13 protein-coding genes are annotated in these 12,695 nt (G+C 54.1%); 8 read left to right on the forward strand and 5 right to left on the reverse strand.

Annotated features, from left to right (window positions below; genetic code table 11):
• Window positions 1–12: 12 nt before the first annotated feature.
• On the reverse strand, window positions 13–930 hold the full coding sequence (locus CWM57_RS24165; RefSeq protein ID WP_074387461.1) for an alpha/beta hydrolase: 918 nt from the start codon (window positions 928–930) through the stop codon (window positions 13–15).
• Window positions 931–1,134: 204 nt separating this feature from the next.
• Between CWM57_RS24165 and CWM57_RS24170 the strand changes: the two genes are divergently transcribed.
• Both CWM57_RS24170 and CWM57_RS24175 read left to right on the forward strand, forming a co-directional pair.
• A complete protein-coding gene (locus CWM57_RS24170) occupies window positions 1,135–1,377 on the forward strand; it encodes a CopG family transcriptional regulator (RefSeq protein ID WP_004150355.1) in 243 nt (80 codons plus the stop codon).
• Window positions 1,377–1,760, forward strand: a complete 384-nt coding sequence (locus CWM57_RS24175) for a type II toxin-antitoxin system VapC family toxin (protein ID WP_002882817.1) — start codon at window positions 1,377–1,379, stop codon at window positions 1,758–1,760. Before CWM57_RS24170 ends, CWM57_RS24175 begins: the two co-directional genes overlap by 1 nt.
• Window positions 1,761–1,933: 173 nt before the next feature.
• Here the strand turns inward: CWM57_RS24175 and fdhE are convergent, their stop codons facing one another.
• Genes fdhE through fdnG form a run of 4 tightly spaced genes read right to left on the reverse strand, consistent with a single transcriptional unit; the run spans window position 1,934 to window position 7,457 of the window.
• Window positions 1,934–2,863: a formate dehydrogenase accessory protein FdhE gene (fdhE, locus tag CWM57_RS24180; protein WP_004150358.1), complete on the reverse strand. Its 930-nt coding sequence runs from the start codon at window positions 2,861–2,863 to the stop codon at window positions 1,934–1,936.
• The gene (fdoI, locus tag CWM57_RS24185; RefSeq protein WP_061156261.1) at window positions 2,860–3,495 is read right to left on the reverse strand and encodes a formate dehydrogenase cytochrome b556 subunit; all 636 of its coding nucleotides are present in this window, start codon (window positions 3,493–3,495) and stop codon (window positions 2,860–2,862) included. The genes fdhE and fdoI overlap by 4 nt, the downstream gene beginning before the upstream one ends.
• On the reverse strand, window positions 3,492–4,394 hold the full coding sequence (gene fdxH / locus CWM57_RS24190) for a formate dehydrogenase subunit beta (RefSeq protein ID WP_002882822.1): 903 nt from the start codon (window positions 4,392–4,394) through the stop codon (window positions 3,492–3,494). The genes fdoI and fdxH overlap by 4 nt, the downstream gene beginning before the upstream one ends.
• Window positions 4,395–4,406: 12 nt before the next feature.
• Window positions 4,407–7,457: a formate dehydrogenase-N subunit alpha gene (gene fdnG, locus CWM57_RS24195; RefSeq protein ID WP_100632115.1), complete on the reverse strand. Its 3,051-nt coding sequence runs from the start codon at window positions 7,455–7,457 to the stop codon at window positions 4,407–4,409.
• 156 nt (window positions 7,458–7,613) lie between these two features.
• On the opposite strand from fdnG, the gene fdhD reads away from it, so the two are divergent.
• From fdhD to CWM57_RS24230, 6 genes are all read left to right on the forward strand, one after another.
• Window positions 7,614–8,450 (forward strand): formate dehydrogenase accessory sulfurtransferase FdhD, encoded by an 837-nt coding sequence (fdhD, locus tag CWM57_RS24205; RefSeq protein ID WP_008807900.1) that lies wholly within the window; start codon window positions 7,614–7,616, stop codon window positions 8,448–8,450.
• A 128-nt stretch (window positions 8,451–8,578) separates the two neighbouring features.
• The gene (locus CWM57_RS24210; protein WP_009653655.1) at window positions 8,579–8,791 is read left to right on the forward strand and encodes a YdgH/BhsA/McbA-like domain containing protein; all 213 of its coding nucleotides are present in this window, start codon (window positions 8,579–8,581) and stop codon (window positions 8,789–8,791) included.
• Window positions 8,792–9,181: 390 nt separating this feature from the next.
• On the forward strand, window positions 9,182–10,162 hold the full coding sequence (locus tag CWM57_RS24215; RefSeq protein ID WP_061156258.1) for a 6-phosphofructokinase: 981 nt from the start codon (window positions 9,182–9,184) through the stop codon (window positions 10,160–10,162).
• An 11-nt stretch (window positions 10,163–10,173) separates the two neighbouring features.
• The gene (locus CWM57_RS24220; protein ID WP_061156257.1) at window positions 10,174–10,488 is read left to right on the forward strand and encodes a PTS sugar transporter subunit IIB; all 315 of its coding nucleotides are present in this window, start codon (window positions 10,174–10,176) and stop codon (window positions 10,486–10,488) included.
• Window positions 10,481–11,848 carry a PTS sugar transporter subunit IIC gene (locus CWM57_RS24225; protein WP_004203642.1) on the forward strand — a complete coding sequence of 456 codons (1,368 nt, stop codon included), beginning with the start codon at window positions 10,481–10,483 and terminating at the stop codon, window positions 11,846–11,848. Before CWM57_RS24220 ends, CWM57_RS24225 begins: the two co-directional genes overlap by 8 nt.
• Window positions 11,835–12,677, forward strand: a complete 843-nt coding sequence (locus CWM57_RS24230; RefSeq protein WP_100632117.1) for a class II fructose-bisphosphate aldolase — start codon at window positions 11,835–11,837, stop codon at window positions 12,675–12,677. The genes CWM57_RS24225 and CWM57_RS24230 overlap by 14 nt, the downstream gene beginning before the upstream one ends.
• Window positions 12,678–12,695: the final 18 nt, after the last annotated feature.

The following is a 12,695-nucleotide window of genomic DNA, read 5'->3' on the forward strand; positions in this document are numbered from 1 at the left end:
GCCCTCTGGCCGTTATCGTCCTGGCGATGCCACACGCCAGGCGATATCCCGCATAGCATCACGCGCGGCGTGGCTGACGCCCCCCAGCTGAAAGAAGCCGTGGATCACCCCCAGATAACGCTGACAGGAACTCTCCACCCCTTGCTCCGTCAGCCTTCGGTACAGCACTTCGCCCTCATCGCGTAAAGGATCGAACTCAGCTGTCAGAATATGCACCGGTGGCAGCCCGTTAAAATCTTCTCGCCAGAGTGGACTGGCATCCGGATGGTTTGCCGGCGTCGAGGCGAGGTACATTTCGTAGCCGCTCAGTAGCGTGTCCCGGGTAATCACATAGTCATCGCCATTGCTGAGGTAGCTCGCCATGCTGGCGGTGGGGTCGAGCATTGGATAAATCAGAATCAGTTGTGCAGGATGCCACGCCGCTTTCGCTTTCAGGCGCAGAGCCGTGACCAGGGCGAGATGACCTCCGGCGCTGTCGCCGGCCAGCGTGATGCGCGAGGCATCAACGCCAAGCTGCTTTGCGTGCTGGTGAATAATCGTAGCACCTCGTTCTGCATCATCGTGCGCCGCCGGAAAGGTATGCTCCGGCGCCAGGCGGTACTGCACAGCGATCACCCGGCAACCGCTGAACATGGCTAACTGACGGAGTTGGTTATCGTGGGTGGTAAAGCCGCCGCTGACAAAACAGCCGCCGTGGTAGTAGATAAGTGTGGGTAGCAGGCCGTCGGTAGTGGGCGGTGAAACGACGCGGAAGTGCATACCCTCCAGAGCGATATCCTCCACCCGCACTCGTGCTTCCGTCTCCCCGGCGAGTACCGCACTGGCGATATAGCCGGCCCTCCGATCATCAATATGCTGATCGCGTGATGACGGACGACCTGCCGCAATAAATGCCTCAACCCGCGAAGCAATCCCTTTTTCCAGCGCCATATGAAGTTCCTTGTACTGTTTTAATATCCAGTGTTATAGCCTGGATTATGGCGAAAAGACAGGCCTGTTGAGGTCGCCTGTGCATTATGGAAAGCGGCTCGCAAAAAAGCGTTTACCTGGCAAAATCCTTTTTGTTTCCGATTTCAAAAGCTGTAGATTGCTCATAACTTCATCACTGGTGATATACTTGAGGTATATATGAGCATGATGGCTGAAAGGGATATGGGCAGAATTCTTCTCGATTTATCAGACGATGTCATTCAACGTCTTGATGACCTCAAAGTGCAGCGTAACATTCCGCGAGCGGAACTGTTACGTGAAGCGGTTGAACAATATCTGGAGAAACAAGATCGAGCTAAAGATACCATCTCCAGTGCGCTGGGTCTGTGGCAAGACTGCGAAGAAGACGGCATGGAATATCAACGTCAGCTACGCAAGGAGTGGTAATGACCTCCGGATCTGCGCTTTTTGATACCAATATTCTTATTGATTTATTTAGCGGGCGTCGCGAAGCCAAACAGGCGCTGGAGGCCTGGCCACCGCAGAATGCGATCAGTCTGATTACCTGGATGGAGGTGATGGTTGGCGCTAAAAAATATCACCAGGAGCAGCGCACGCGAATGGCGCTAAGCACCTTTAATATCATTAACATCTCACAGGATATTGCAGAGCGAAGCGTTGCGCTGCGGCAGGAGTATAAGCTTAAGCTGCCGGATGCCATCATTCTGGCGACGGCGCAACTCCATCGTCTGGAACTGATTACGCGGAATACGAAGGATTTTGCCGGTATTCCTGGCGTAGTCACGCCGTACGAAATCCACCCTGAATAATTCGAGTGGCAGGAGGACGGCAAGTGAGCGACAAACTCGTCTGAAACGAGTGTGTCCAGCCAAAGGCTGGCCTCTGATGACAGTCAGTGACGCGGGTGAGTCATCCCTGACTACGCTCGTATCGCAAGAAGGAAAACGGGCGACAAGAGCCGCCCGAAATCACACTGCAGAACTTACTCCCCTTCGCCGGGGAACATGAACGGGTTAATTGAGCTTCTGGCGAAGCCTTCCTGTTCCATGCGGGCGTCGAGCACCAGGGACGCCAAATCGTCGGCGACGGCTTCGACTTTCGGATCCTTCTCCTGATACATAATCTTCAGGTAGGTTCCACAGTCGCCACAGCTTTCGGCTTTCACCGCTGCCTGCTCGTTGTCCAGCGACCAGTAGTGCAGGTCGCGGCTCTGTTCACAGTTGCTGCACTTGACGCGCACCACGTGCCACTCGGTTTCGCACAGGTTGCAGTGCAGATAGCGCAGTCCCTGAGTGGTGCCGATTTGCACGATGCTGGAGACCGGCATCGAGCCACATACCGGGCAGAACTGACGCTGTTCACCGTATTCGGCGCGCGCTTTACCCGGGATCAGGCTGGCCATCTGCGCCCAGTAGAGCGACAGCGCGGCCCAGATGAACGGCGCTTTATCACTGCTGACGGAGGCGAAGTCGGAAACAAACAGCGCGCTGGCCATTTGCTCCAGCTCCTGCTCAGAGGCTTTTTCCAGATTCTCAATGACCGCCAGCGCCGGGCCGCTCATTTCCGGCTTCAGCTCGGCAATCAGCGAGTGCAGCAGCTTGTGCCAGTGCTTGTCGCGCGGCAGAACGTGGATATCCAGCGGCGGTTTACCCTGTTCGCTGGCTGCTTTAATACGGGCCGTCAGATCCATCTGCAGCGGATGGTCATACAGCACCACTTCCTGGGCATGGGCGATCAGTGCGGCAAAGCGCAGGTAATCACCCAGCGGGTTGTTAGCGGCCAGCTCGCGCAGGCGCTCCGCGCGGCGGTTATAAAGATTCTTCAGTCTGGGGAACAGTAGCGGCGGAATTGCTTCCGCCGTGCGTTTCTCGCTCGAACCCAGCTCATCTTGCGGGATTATGCGAATACTCATTCAGATGACTTTTCCTGTTTCTGGCGGACCTCTCGGTACCAGCGCGGGTGATGCTTCTTCGCCCACGTTTTGGTAACCCAGCCTTCCACCATCGCGGTAATGGTGCCTTTCACCCAGAGGGCGGCGTAGATATGCACCATGATAACCACAATTAACGCCACTGCGGCAAATGAATGCAGCATCAGCGCAAATCGGATCACCGGGATTGAGAAAGCCGGCGCAAAATACGGACGCCAGATGATCACACCGCTCACCAGCAGCAGTACCAGCAAAATAATCGCCGCCCAGAACACGCATTTCTGGCCGAAGTTATAGCGCCCGGTATCGCCTACCTCCTCGTTGACGACGATCTTACGAATATTCTTCGCCCAAAAGATATCATCCCGATTGATTAGGTTGTGGTGCCAGTAACGGAAAAACATGATGATAAACGACGCGAACATCACCACCCCGACGAACGGGTGGAGAATACGCGCCAGCTGCGGCGTACCGAGAATATGCATCAGCCAGTTAAAGGACGGGAAGAAAAAGCCTAACCCGCTTACCGCCGCCAGGATGAAGCAGAAGGCGGTGACCCAGTGGTTGATGCGTTCCGGCGCCGTGTAGCGCACGATGGTGTCACGTCTTTTCATTTGCGCACCTCGTCTTTCTCTTCATGCAGATTGTCCTCTTCCTCTTCCGCGCGGTTCGGACCGACGCCGACGTAGTGGAAGATACTGGCTGCGAAGGTCGCGGCGAAGCCGACGGCCGCCAGCGGTTTCCAGATGCCTTTCCAGAACTTCACGGTTTGGCTGATCTCCGGGTTTTCCGGCAGGCCATGGTACAGATTCGGCTTGTCGGCATGGTGCAGCACGTACATGACGTGGGTGCCGCCGACGCCGGCCGGATCGTACAGGCCCGCATTGTCATAACCGCGGGTTTTCAGTTCAGCCACGCGTTCGCCGGCCAGCGTTTTCATATCCTCTTTGGAGCCAAAGTGGATTGCGCCGGTCGGGCAGGTTTTCACGCAGGCCGGCTCCTGGCCGACGGTCACGCGGTCTACGCACAGGGTACATTTGTAGACGCGGTTGTCTTCCGGGTTCAGACGAGGTACATCGAACGGACAGCCGGCAATACAGTAGCCGCAGCCGATACACTGCTCGGACTGGAAGTCGACGATACCGTTGGCGTACTGAATGATCGCGCCTTCTGACGGGCAGGCCTTCAGGCAGCCCGGGTCCGCGCAGTGCATACAGCCATCCTTACGGATGAGCCATTCCAGCTTGTCGTTTTGCTCCACTTCCGAGAAGCGCATGACCGTCCATGACTTGGCGGTCAGATCCGCCGGGTTGTCATACACCCCGACGTTGTGACCGACTTCATCACGAATATCGTTCCATTCGGAGCAGGCCACCTGACAGGCTTTGCAGCCGATACAGGTGGTGACGTCGATAAGCTTCGCCACCTCCTGCTGGTGGTCCCGCGCCTGAGGCGCGGGGGTGAAACCGTTAGTCGCGGAACGACGAATAATATCTTGCGATTGATAAGCCATAAGTCGTCTCCGTTACACCTTTTCCACGTTCACGAGGAAAGCTTTGAACTCCGGTGTCTGCGTATTCGCATCACCGACGAACGGCGTCAGGGTATTGGCAATAAAGCCTTTTTTCGCCACGCCCTCATAGCCCCAGTGAATAGGAATGCCGATGGTATCGATGTCCTTACCGTCAACTTTCAGCGTGCGAATACGTTTAGTCACCACCGCCTTGGCTTTGATATAGCCGCGGTTGGAGGAGACCTTGACGGTATCGCCGTGGCCGATGCCAAGCTTATTCGCCAGTTTTTCACCAATCTCCACAAACTGCTCCGGCTGCGCGATGGCGTTAAGCAGCGCGTGTTTGGTCCAGTAGTGGAAGTGCTCGGTCAGGCGGTAAGTGGTGCCGACGTAAGGGAACTTATCGGCCTTACCCATCTGCTCGAGATCACCTTTGAAGACGCGAGCGGCCGGGTTAGAGACCACGTTTGGATGCAGCGGGTTAGTCCCCAGCGGCGTTTCAAACGGTTCGTAGTGTTCCGGGAACGGTCCTTCCGCCATTTTATCAATAGCGAACAGACGGCCCATCCCTTCAGGCTGCATGATAAACGGACCGACGTCACTGCCAGGGGCGGCGGCGCTGTAGTCCGGAATATCCACGCCGCCCCATTTCGCGCCGTCCCACTTCAGCAACTGACGCTTCGCATCCCACGGTTTACCCTGCGGGTCCGCGGAGGCGCGGTTATACAGGATGCGGCGGTTAAGTGGCCATGCCCAGGCCCAGCCCAGCGTGTTGCCGAGGCCTGACGGGTCGGCGTTATCGCGGCGCGCCATCTGGTTGCCGTCCGGCGTCCAGCTACCGGCGAAGATCCAGCAGCCGCTGGAGGTGGTGCCATCATCGCGCAGCTGTGCAAAGGAGCTCAACTGCTGCCCTTTCTTAACGATCACCGCGCCGGTCGCCGGGTCGGTGATATCCGCCAGCGCTTTACCGTTGCTTTCCATCGCCACTTCTTCCGACGCCGGCTCATGCGGCGTGGAGTAGTTCCACGTCATGTTGAGCACCGGCTCCGGCGCTGGTCCGCCCTCTTCGGCATACATCTTACGCAGGCGGGTGAAGATACCGGCGAGTATTTCACCATCGGTAGCCGCGATCCCTGGGGCATCCGCGCCTTTCCAGTGCCACTGCAGCCAGCGGCCGGAGTTGACGATCGACCCGTTTTCTTCGGCGAAGCAGGTGGATGGCAGACGGAACACTTCGGTCTGGATTTTCGACGGGTCAACATCGTTCGACTCACCGTGGTTTTGCCAGAAGGTGGACGTTTCGGTGTTCAACGGGTCGATGGTCACAAGGAATTTCAGCTTCGACAGAGAAGCCACCACCTTGTTTTTGTTCGGGAACGAGGCGACCGGGTTAAAGCCCTGGCAAATATAGCCATTCACTTTGCCCTGATTCATCATCTCGAAATACTGCAGAACGTCGTAGCTCTTATCCCATTTCGGCAGCCAGTCAAAGCCCCAGCTGTTTTCTGCAGTGGCTTTGTCGCCGAAGAAGGCTTTCATCATGGAGACGAAGAACTTCGGATAGTTGCCCCAGTAGTTAACCTGATCTTTCAGCAGCGGCTTCGGCGTGTTAGCCGTCAGGTAGGTCTGCAGGTCGGCCTGTTTTTCATTCGGCAGCGACATGTAGCCCGGCAGGCTGGTGGAGAGCAGGCCGAGGTCGGTCAGACCCTGGATATTGGAGTGACCGCGGAGGGCGTTGACGCCACCGCCTGCCATCCCCATGTTGCCGAGCAGCAGCTGAATCATCGCCATGGTACGGATGTTCTGCGCGCCGATGGAGTGCTGAGTCCAGCCGAGAGCGTACAGGAACGACGCGGTCTTATCCGGCGCGCTGGTTTCGGCAATGTATTCACAGACTTTGAGGAAGTCGGCCTTCGGCGTACCACAGATGTTTTCGACTACATCCGGGGTATAACGAGAAACGTGCTGCTTCAGCAGGTTCCAGACGCAGCGCGGATGTTGCAGCGTGGTATCGCGTTTGGCGAAGCCGTTCTCATCCAGCTCATAGTTCCAGCTGGTTTTGTCGTACTGGCGTTTTTCTGCGTTATAGCCGCTGAACAGACCGTCGTCGAAGCTATAGTCCTCACGCACGATCAGGCTGGCGTTGGTGTAGGCTTCGGTGTATTCGCGGTTGAATTTTTCGTTATTCAGCAGGTACAGGATCACGCCCGACAGGAAAGTAATGTCGGTACCGGAACGAATCGGGGTATAGAAATCTGCCACCGACGCCGTACGCGTAAAGCGCGGATCGATAACGATGAGCTTGGCGCCGTTATGAATTTTGGCTTCCATCGCCCAGCGGAACCCCACCGGATGCGCTTCTGCGGCGTTACCGCCCATCACCACGATCAGGTTGGCGTTCTTAATATCCACCCAGTGGTTGGTCATCGCACCGCGACCAAATGTTGGAGCAAGACTTGCTACCGTTGGTCCGTGTCAGACACGCGCCTGGTTATCCACCGCCAGCATCCCGAGGGCGCGGGTGAATTTTTGCGTTAAATAACCGGTTTCGTTACTGGAGGCGGAGGCGCACAGCATCCCGGTGGTCAACCAGCGGTTGACGGTGGTGCCGGCGTCGTTTTGCGCGATAAAGTTGGCGTCGCGGTCCTCTTTCATCAGCTTGGCGATGCGATCAAACGCTTCGTCCCAGCTGATTTGCTGCCATTTATCGGAACCTGGCGCGCGATATTCCGGGAATTTCAGGCGGCTTTCAGAATGGATAAAGTCCACCAGACCGGCCCCTTTCGGGCAGAGCGCACCACGGTTAACCGGATGATCCGGATCGCCTTCGATATGGAAAATGGATGCTTTGGCGTTTTTTGCGCCGTCGCCGAGGCTATACATCAACAGCCCACAGCCAACGGAACAGTATGTACAGGTATTACGGGTTTCGCGCGTGCGCAGCAACTTGTACTGCCGTGTCTCCGCGAGCGCAGTCGCCGGGGCAAAGCCCAGCGCTGCTGCCGTGGTTCCCGCCATACCGCCAGCGCAGATCTTAAAGAACTGCCTTCTGCTGACCTGCATGGTTCGCTCCTTGTTTCGACATTGTCACATGTAGTTATTTGCTTTGCGGTGAAGGCCGCAAAGGTTCAGAATTAGGGCTAATTTCCCTCATTCCTGAAGGGATAAAAACAGAATACCACATTGTGTGTATGCCTGTTCCAATACGGTTAAAGCAAAGTGAACAAGAAGCCTCTCGAACAAATCAAAAATGTGACGAATGTCACAGGATATCGCCAGGTCTCCCTCTGGAAACGCGAGGATCTGCAACACCCTCAGCCAGACGAGTTAGCCGAAGAAATTCCCGTCGCGCTGGTCTACAACGGTATCTCCCATGTGGTGATGATGGCCACGCCGAAAGACCTGGAGCAATTCGCCGTCGGCTTTTCCTTATCCGAAGGGATTATCGAGCATCGGCGGGAGATTTTCGGCATGGACGTGGTGTCGGTGTGCAATGGCCTTGAGGTACAGATTGAGCTCTCCAGCCGACGTTTTATGGGGCTCAAAGCCCGGCGTCGCGCGCTGGCCGGGCGCACCGGCTGCGGGGTATGCGGCGTCGAGCAGCTCAATGATATTGGTAAGCCAGTTCAGCCGCTACCGTTCACTCAGACGTTCGATCTAGCCAACCTCGACCACTCCCTGGCGCATCTTAACGACTTTCAACCGGTCGGCCGGCTCACCGGCTGTACCCATGCGGCTGCCTGGGTCAGGACGACTGGCGAGCTGGCGGGCGGTTTTGAAGACGTTGGCCGGCATGTCGCCCTGGATAAACTGCTGGGCCAGCGCGCGGAAATTGGCGAGGACTGGCAGCATGGCGCCGCGCTGGTCTCCAGCCGCGCCAGCTATGAAATGGTGCAGAAGGCCGCGATGTGCGGCGTCGAGATCCTGTTCGCGGTCTCGGCGGCCACCACCTTAGCGGTGGAAGTGGCCGAGCGCTGCAATCTGACGCTGGTGGGCTTTTGCAAGCCGGGCAGGGCGACAGTTTACACCCATCCGCAGCGTTTAATTGCGGGCTAAATATCGATCAATAAATTTGAATAATGACAGCAAATCCTTCCGCTTTTTGTTTAGCGATGTGCGGACTACTATTTAACACATCAAGGCACGGCGCCTTATCTAAACAACTAAATGAAAGGGTTTATATCATGAAAAGCATCAAAAATTTTGTCGCAGTAATCGCACTGGCCGCTTCTTTTGGTTCCTTCGCTGCTGAAACTGTGACCGCAACCGCCGCAACGATGGATGGTGCGGAAGCGAAAATCGCTGCTCAGGCGCAGGCTGCTGGCGCTTCGTCTTACAAAATTACCGAAGCCTTTACCGGCAACCGCGTGCATATGACTGCAGAACTGAACAAATAAGCATAAAGTTACTGTCGAAAGAGCGCCTTAGGGCGCTTTTTTTTCGCTTCCCGCATCTGCGATATTACCGATATTTCCCTCTGCTACGAAAAAAATGTGGTAGTAATCACGTTTCCGCTCTTTTCTTAAATCCCCATATTTACGGCTAAGGAACGGTCTGCGCGCCTGAATATCTCTATATTTTAACGCTATGAAATATAAAGATATTAAAAAAAGAAAGCGATGGAGATCACCTTCTTTAAATGAGATGTTTATCACAAAAATAAGCATGTCGACGCTACTGTCAACTATTCAATGACGTAATTTAATGCGCATTATGTGATCTTCATTGCAAATAGAAGGCTTGTACTCAGGGAAAAATGTTGTCAGGCAAATGAGCGAGGAAGCGTCATGAAAATTGGCATCGTTATTAGCGGCGGGGATGTTTCGGGAATGAATAATTTTATATTCCAGATAGCCAGGCAGGCTAATGCCGATATCACGCTGTTTAATGGCGGTATTCCAGGGCTACTGGAGAAAAGTCATCAGGATATGGCGTGGCGCGATCTGGTTGATTTCTCCATTACCGCGGTGCCGATCATTACCTCGGGGCGAACCAGTCGCAAACTGCAGCGCAGTGAATATGAAAGCATTGCTAAAAAACTTAAATCGCTGCGTATTGATGTGCTCATTATGGCCGGGGGGGATGGCAGCCTGCAGTTTCTGAATACCCTTAGTGAATTTGAGATTAATTGCTTTGGTGTCGGGATGACGATCGATAATGATGTGTATGGCAGTGATTATACGATTGGTTTTTCCACGGCCTGTGAGCAAATTATTAAAGAAGTCTCCCGTTTAAGAAATACCGGAAGAGCGCTGCCGGGTCGGGTTTTTATGGTTGAGATATTAGGAGGCTATTGTGGAGAACTAACGTTACAGTCCGCCATTAAATGTAATGCTGATATTGCCCTGATCCCGGAGGCACAGATGCCGCTGGCCATACTCGCGGAACGGATTACCCGGAAGCTGAGCACGCAAAATAGCGTCGTGATCCTCTGCTCAGAAGGCTATACCAAAGAGTACTCTCCCGGCTTTCAGGGGGCGATTGATACCATGATTAAACAGCTGGAACCACAAATAGGTGTCCGTATCCGTAAAACGATCGTCGGCTATGGCTTACGCAGCGGTGATCCAACCTGTGAAGAGATTTATCAGGGTACCATTATGGCCAGTGAAGTGGTTCGCTGTATTCAGTCAGGTATGAAAAATAAAGCCATAATAATTAATTCCAGTAACAAACCTATTCCGATTGATTTAGTCAGTATGAAAAAACGTCTGGTCGATACTGAAGGACATCATTATAAACTTGCCAAGCAACTCAATATTATTTGAGGAGACCCTCCATGCTGAAAATTTTATGCGTATGTGGCTGCGGCCTCGGTTCAAGCTTTGCCATTGAAATGACGGCGAAGGCAGTTTTAAAGAAGCTGGAAATTCCCGCTCATATTGAACACACCACCGTGTCCGAAGCCGGAGCTTTTAAATCGGATATGATTCTGACGCAAAAAACTTTTGCCGACATCTTAACCGCCGATGCCAGTGAAGAAGATATTAAACGTGTCGTGGTGTTGAATAAGCTTACTGATAAAGAGGAGATTGAAACCAAGATCGTCGCATTCTTAAAAGAACGTCATCTGAAGGTGGCTGATTATGAATAGCTTCGTTGCGTTTATCGTTAAGGATTTACTCGGTCAGGCATCCATCCTTATTGCTTTTATTGCCATGCTTGGCCTGATCCTGCAAAAGAAATCGCCAGGCAAAACCGCGGAAGGAACATTTAAAACGCTACTCGGTTTCTTAATTATGATGGCCGGGATAAACATCATTGTCGCTACGCTGACCTTCCTGAATGATATCTTCACCCAGGGGTTTGGCATGAAAGGCTACATTACCGATGTGGCCGCCATCGCCGGGTTAGCGAACCGTGAATTAGGTTCGGAGGTGGCGCTGACGCTGCTGGTGATCTTTGCCGTCAATATTATTATCGCCCGTCTGACGCCGCTAAAATATATTTTCCTGACCGGCCAGGCGCTGCTGTGGATGGCGACAATTGGGGCTGTCATTGGCTATAAGTCCGGGCTCACCGGCGTACCGCTGATTTTAACCGGGGGCATCTTCGGCGGGGTGATGGCGGTCTTGATGCCGGCCCTGGCGCAGCCGGTGGTCAGGCGCATTACCGGGTCTGACGACGTGGCCCTGGGGCACTTCTGTACCATCGGTTATCTGGTGCAGGCTGCGGTCGCTAAGGTCGTCGGTAAAGGTTCTCGTTCCACGGAAGATCTCGAGCTGCCTGATAACTTTAAGTTTCTGCAGGATACCTATCTGGCCATGGCGGTGGTGATGGTGCCGATGTATCTCATCCCGGCTATCGCGGCGGGGCCGCAGTACATCGCGCAGTTCTCCGGCGGCATTAATTATCTGATGTATGCCTTCATGCAGTCCATTCAGTTTGTCGCCGGGGTCTTTGTCCTCTATAGCGGCGTGCGTTTATTACTCAATGAGCTGGTGCCGGCTTTTCGCGGTATCGCGATGCGTATTGTCCCGGATGCGAAGCCTGCTCTCGATTGCCCGGTGCTGTTTCCCTATGCGCCGAATGCGGTGATTGTCGGATTTCTGGCGACGACTGTCGGCTCGATTATCGGCATGCTGGTTTTCCCGATGTTCGGCCTGGCGATGATCCTCCCCGGGCTGTTAACCAACTTTTTCGCCGGCGGCACGGCAGGGGTATTTGGCAATGCGCTGGGCGGACGTCGCGGGGCGATGATCGGCGGGGTTATCCACGGTCTGTTTATCACTTTTCTGCCGGCCATTCTGGTGCCCATGCTGGAGAGCTACGGCTTTACGGGCGTCACCTTCAGCGATTCTGACGTCATCAGTTCCGGTCTGGTATTAGGCCACGCCTTCCAGAATAACTGGCTCTTTGTCGCCTTGTTTATTGTGTTTGTCGCCGCACTGGCATGGTTTGTAAACGGTAAATCCGCTAAGCCGAAAGGGGAAAATGTTCATGAGTCTGTATAATTTTAATGAGATTTTAAACATCGCTCAGGAAAGAAATTTTAAAGCGATTGGTTCGTTTAACTTGCACTGTATAGAGATGTTACCGGCTTTTTTCAAAGCCGCGCAAAACAGCCACAGTCCGTTAATGATCCAAATTTCAACCGGTACCGCAGAGTATCTGGGGTATCGGTTACTGGTCGATGCCGTGTGTTCATTAGCAGACAGTGAAAATATCCCGACCTGCCTGCATCTCGATCACTGCTCCGATATTAAAGCCATCGAGACGGCAATGAATGCGGGTTTTTCGTCGGTGATGTACGACGGCTCTCACTTAAGCCTCGAGGAAAATATCGGCAATACGCGAATTGTGGTGGAGATGGCCCGCCCGCGCAATATTACGGTAGAAGGCGAGCTGGGGGCGATCGGCGGGTCAGAGGATGGAAAAGCGGTGGCTGCCGAAGATATCTGTTTTACTACCGTCGACGACGCGAAACGTTTTGTGGAGGAGACGCAGGTCGATATGTTGGCCGTCTCCGTGGGCACTGTGCATGGCCTGTACACCGGTAAAGCGCAGATACAGCATGCGCGGCTGAAGGCGATAAGCGAAGCGACGGGCGTGCCGCTGGTGCTGCATGGCGGCACAGGCGTTAGTGACGACGATATGCGGCTGGCCGTCACTGAAGGAATTAATAAAGTGAACGTCGGAACGGAAATGAACGTGCAGTGGGTCGACCGCTGTAAATCAACGTTCGAGAAAGGAAAAGTAAATGACAGCGTACGGAAATTTTTAATTCCTGCCAACCAGGCAGTGACTGCCGTATTAATGGAAAAAATGGCGCTATTTAAATAGCGTTTTTACCGACACATA

Origin of the sequence: Klebsiella sp. G-Nf4, assembly GCF_002810615.1 — a bacterium.
Classification (GTDB): domain Bacteria; phylum Pseudomonadota; class Gammaproteobacteria; order Enterobacterales; family Enterobacteriaceae; genus Klebsiella; species Klebsiella variicola.

Bases quoted from the DNA above. Each gene is read 5' to 3' on its own strand.
- CWM57_RS24165 (WP_074387461.1), bottom strand. From the start codon at position 930: ATGGCGCTGGAAAAAGGGATTGCTTCGCGGGTTGAGGCATTTATTGCG.
- CWM57_RS24170 (WP_004150355.1), top strand. From the start codon at position 1,135: ATGATGGCTGAAAGGGATATGGGCAGAATTCTTCTCGATTTATCAGAC.
- CWM57_RS24175 (WP_002882817.1), top strand. From the start codon at position 1,377: ATGACCTCCGGATCTGCGCTTTTTGATACCAATATTCTTATTGATTTA.
- fdhE (WP_004150358.1), bottom strand. From the start codon at position 2,863: ATGAGTATTCGCATAATCCCGCAAGATGAGCTGGGTTCGAGCGAGAAA.
- fdoI (WP_061156261.1), bottom strand. From the start codon at position 3,495: ATGAAAAGACGTGACACCATCGTGCGCTACACGGCGCCGGAACGCATC.
- fdxH (WP_002882822.1), bottom strand. From the start codon at position 4,394: ATGGCTTATCAATCGCAAGATATTATTCGTCGTTCCGCGACTAACGGT.
- CWM57_RS24210 (WP_009653655.1), top strand. From the start codon at position 8,579: ATGAAAAGCATCAAAAATTTTGTCGCAGTAATCGCACTGGCCGCTTCT.
- CWM57_RS24215 (WP_061156258.1), top strand. From the start codon at position 9,182: ATGAAAATTGGCATCGTTATTAGCGGCGGGGATGTTTCGGGAATGAAT.
- CWM57_RS24220 (WP_061156257.1), top strand. From the start codon at position 10,174: ATGCTGAAAATTTTATGCGTATGTGGCTGCGGCCTCGGTTCAAGCTTT.
- CWM57_RS24225 (WP_004203642.1), top strand. From the start codon at position 10,481: ATGAATAGCTTCGTTGCGTTTATCGTTAAGGATTTACTCGGTCAGGCA.
- CWM57_RS24230 (WP_100632117.1), top strand. From the start codon at position 11,835: ATGAGTCTGTATAATTTTAATGAGATTTTAAACATCGCTCAGGAAAGA.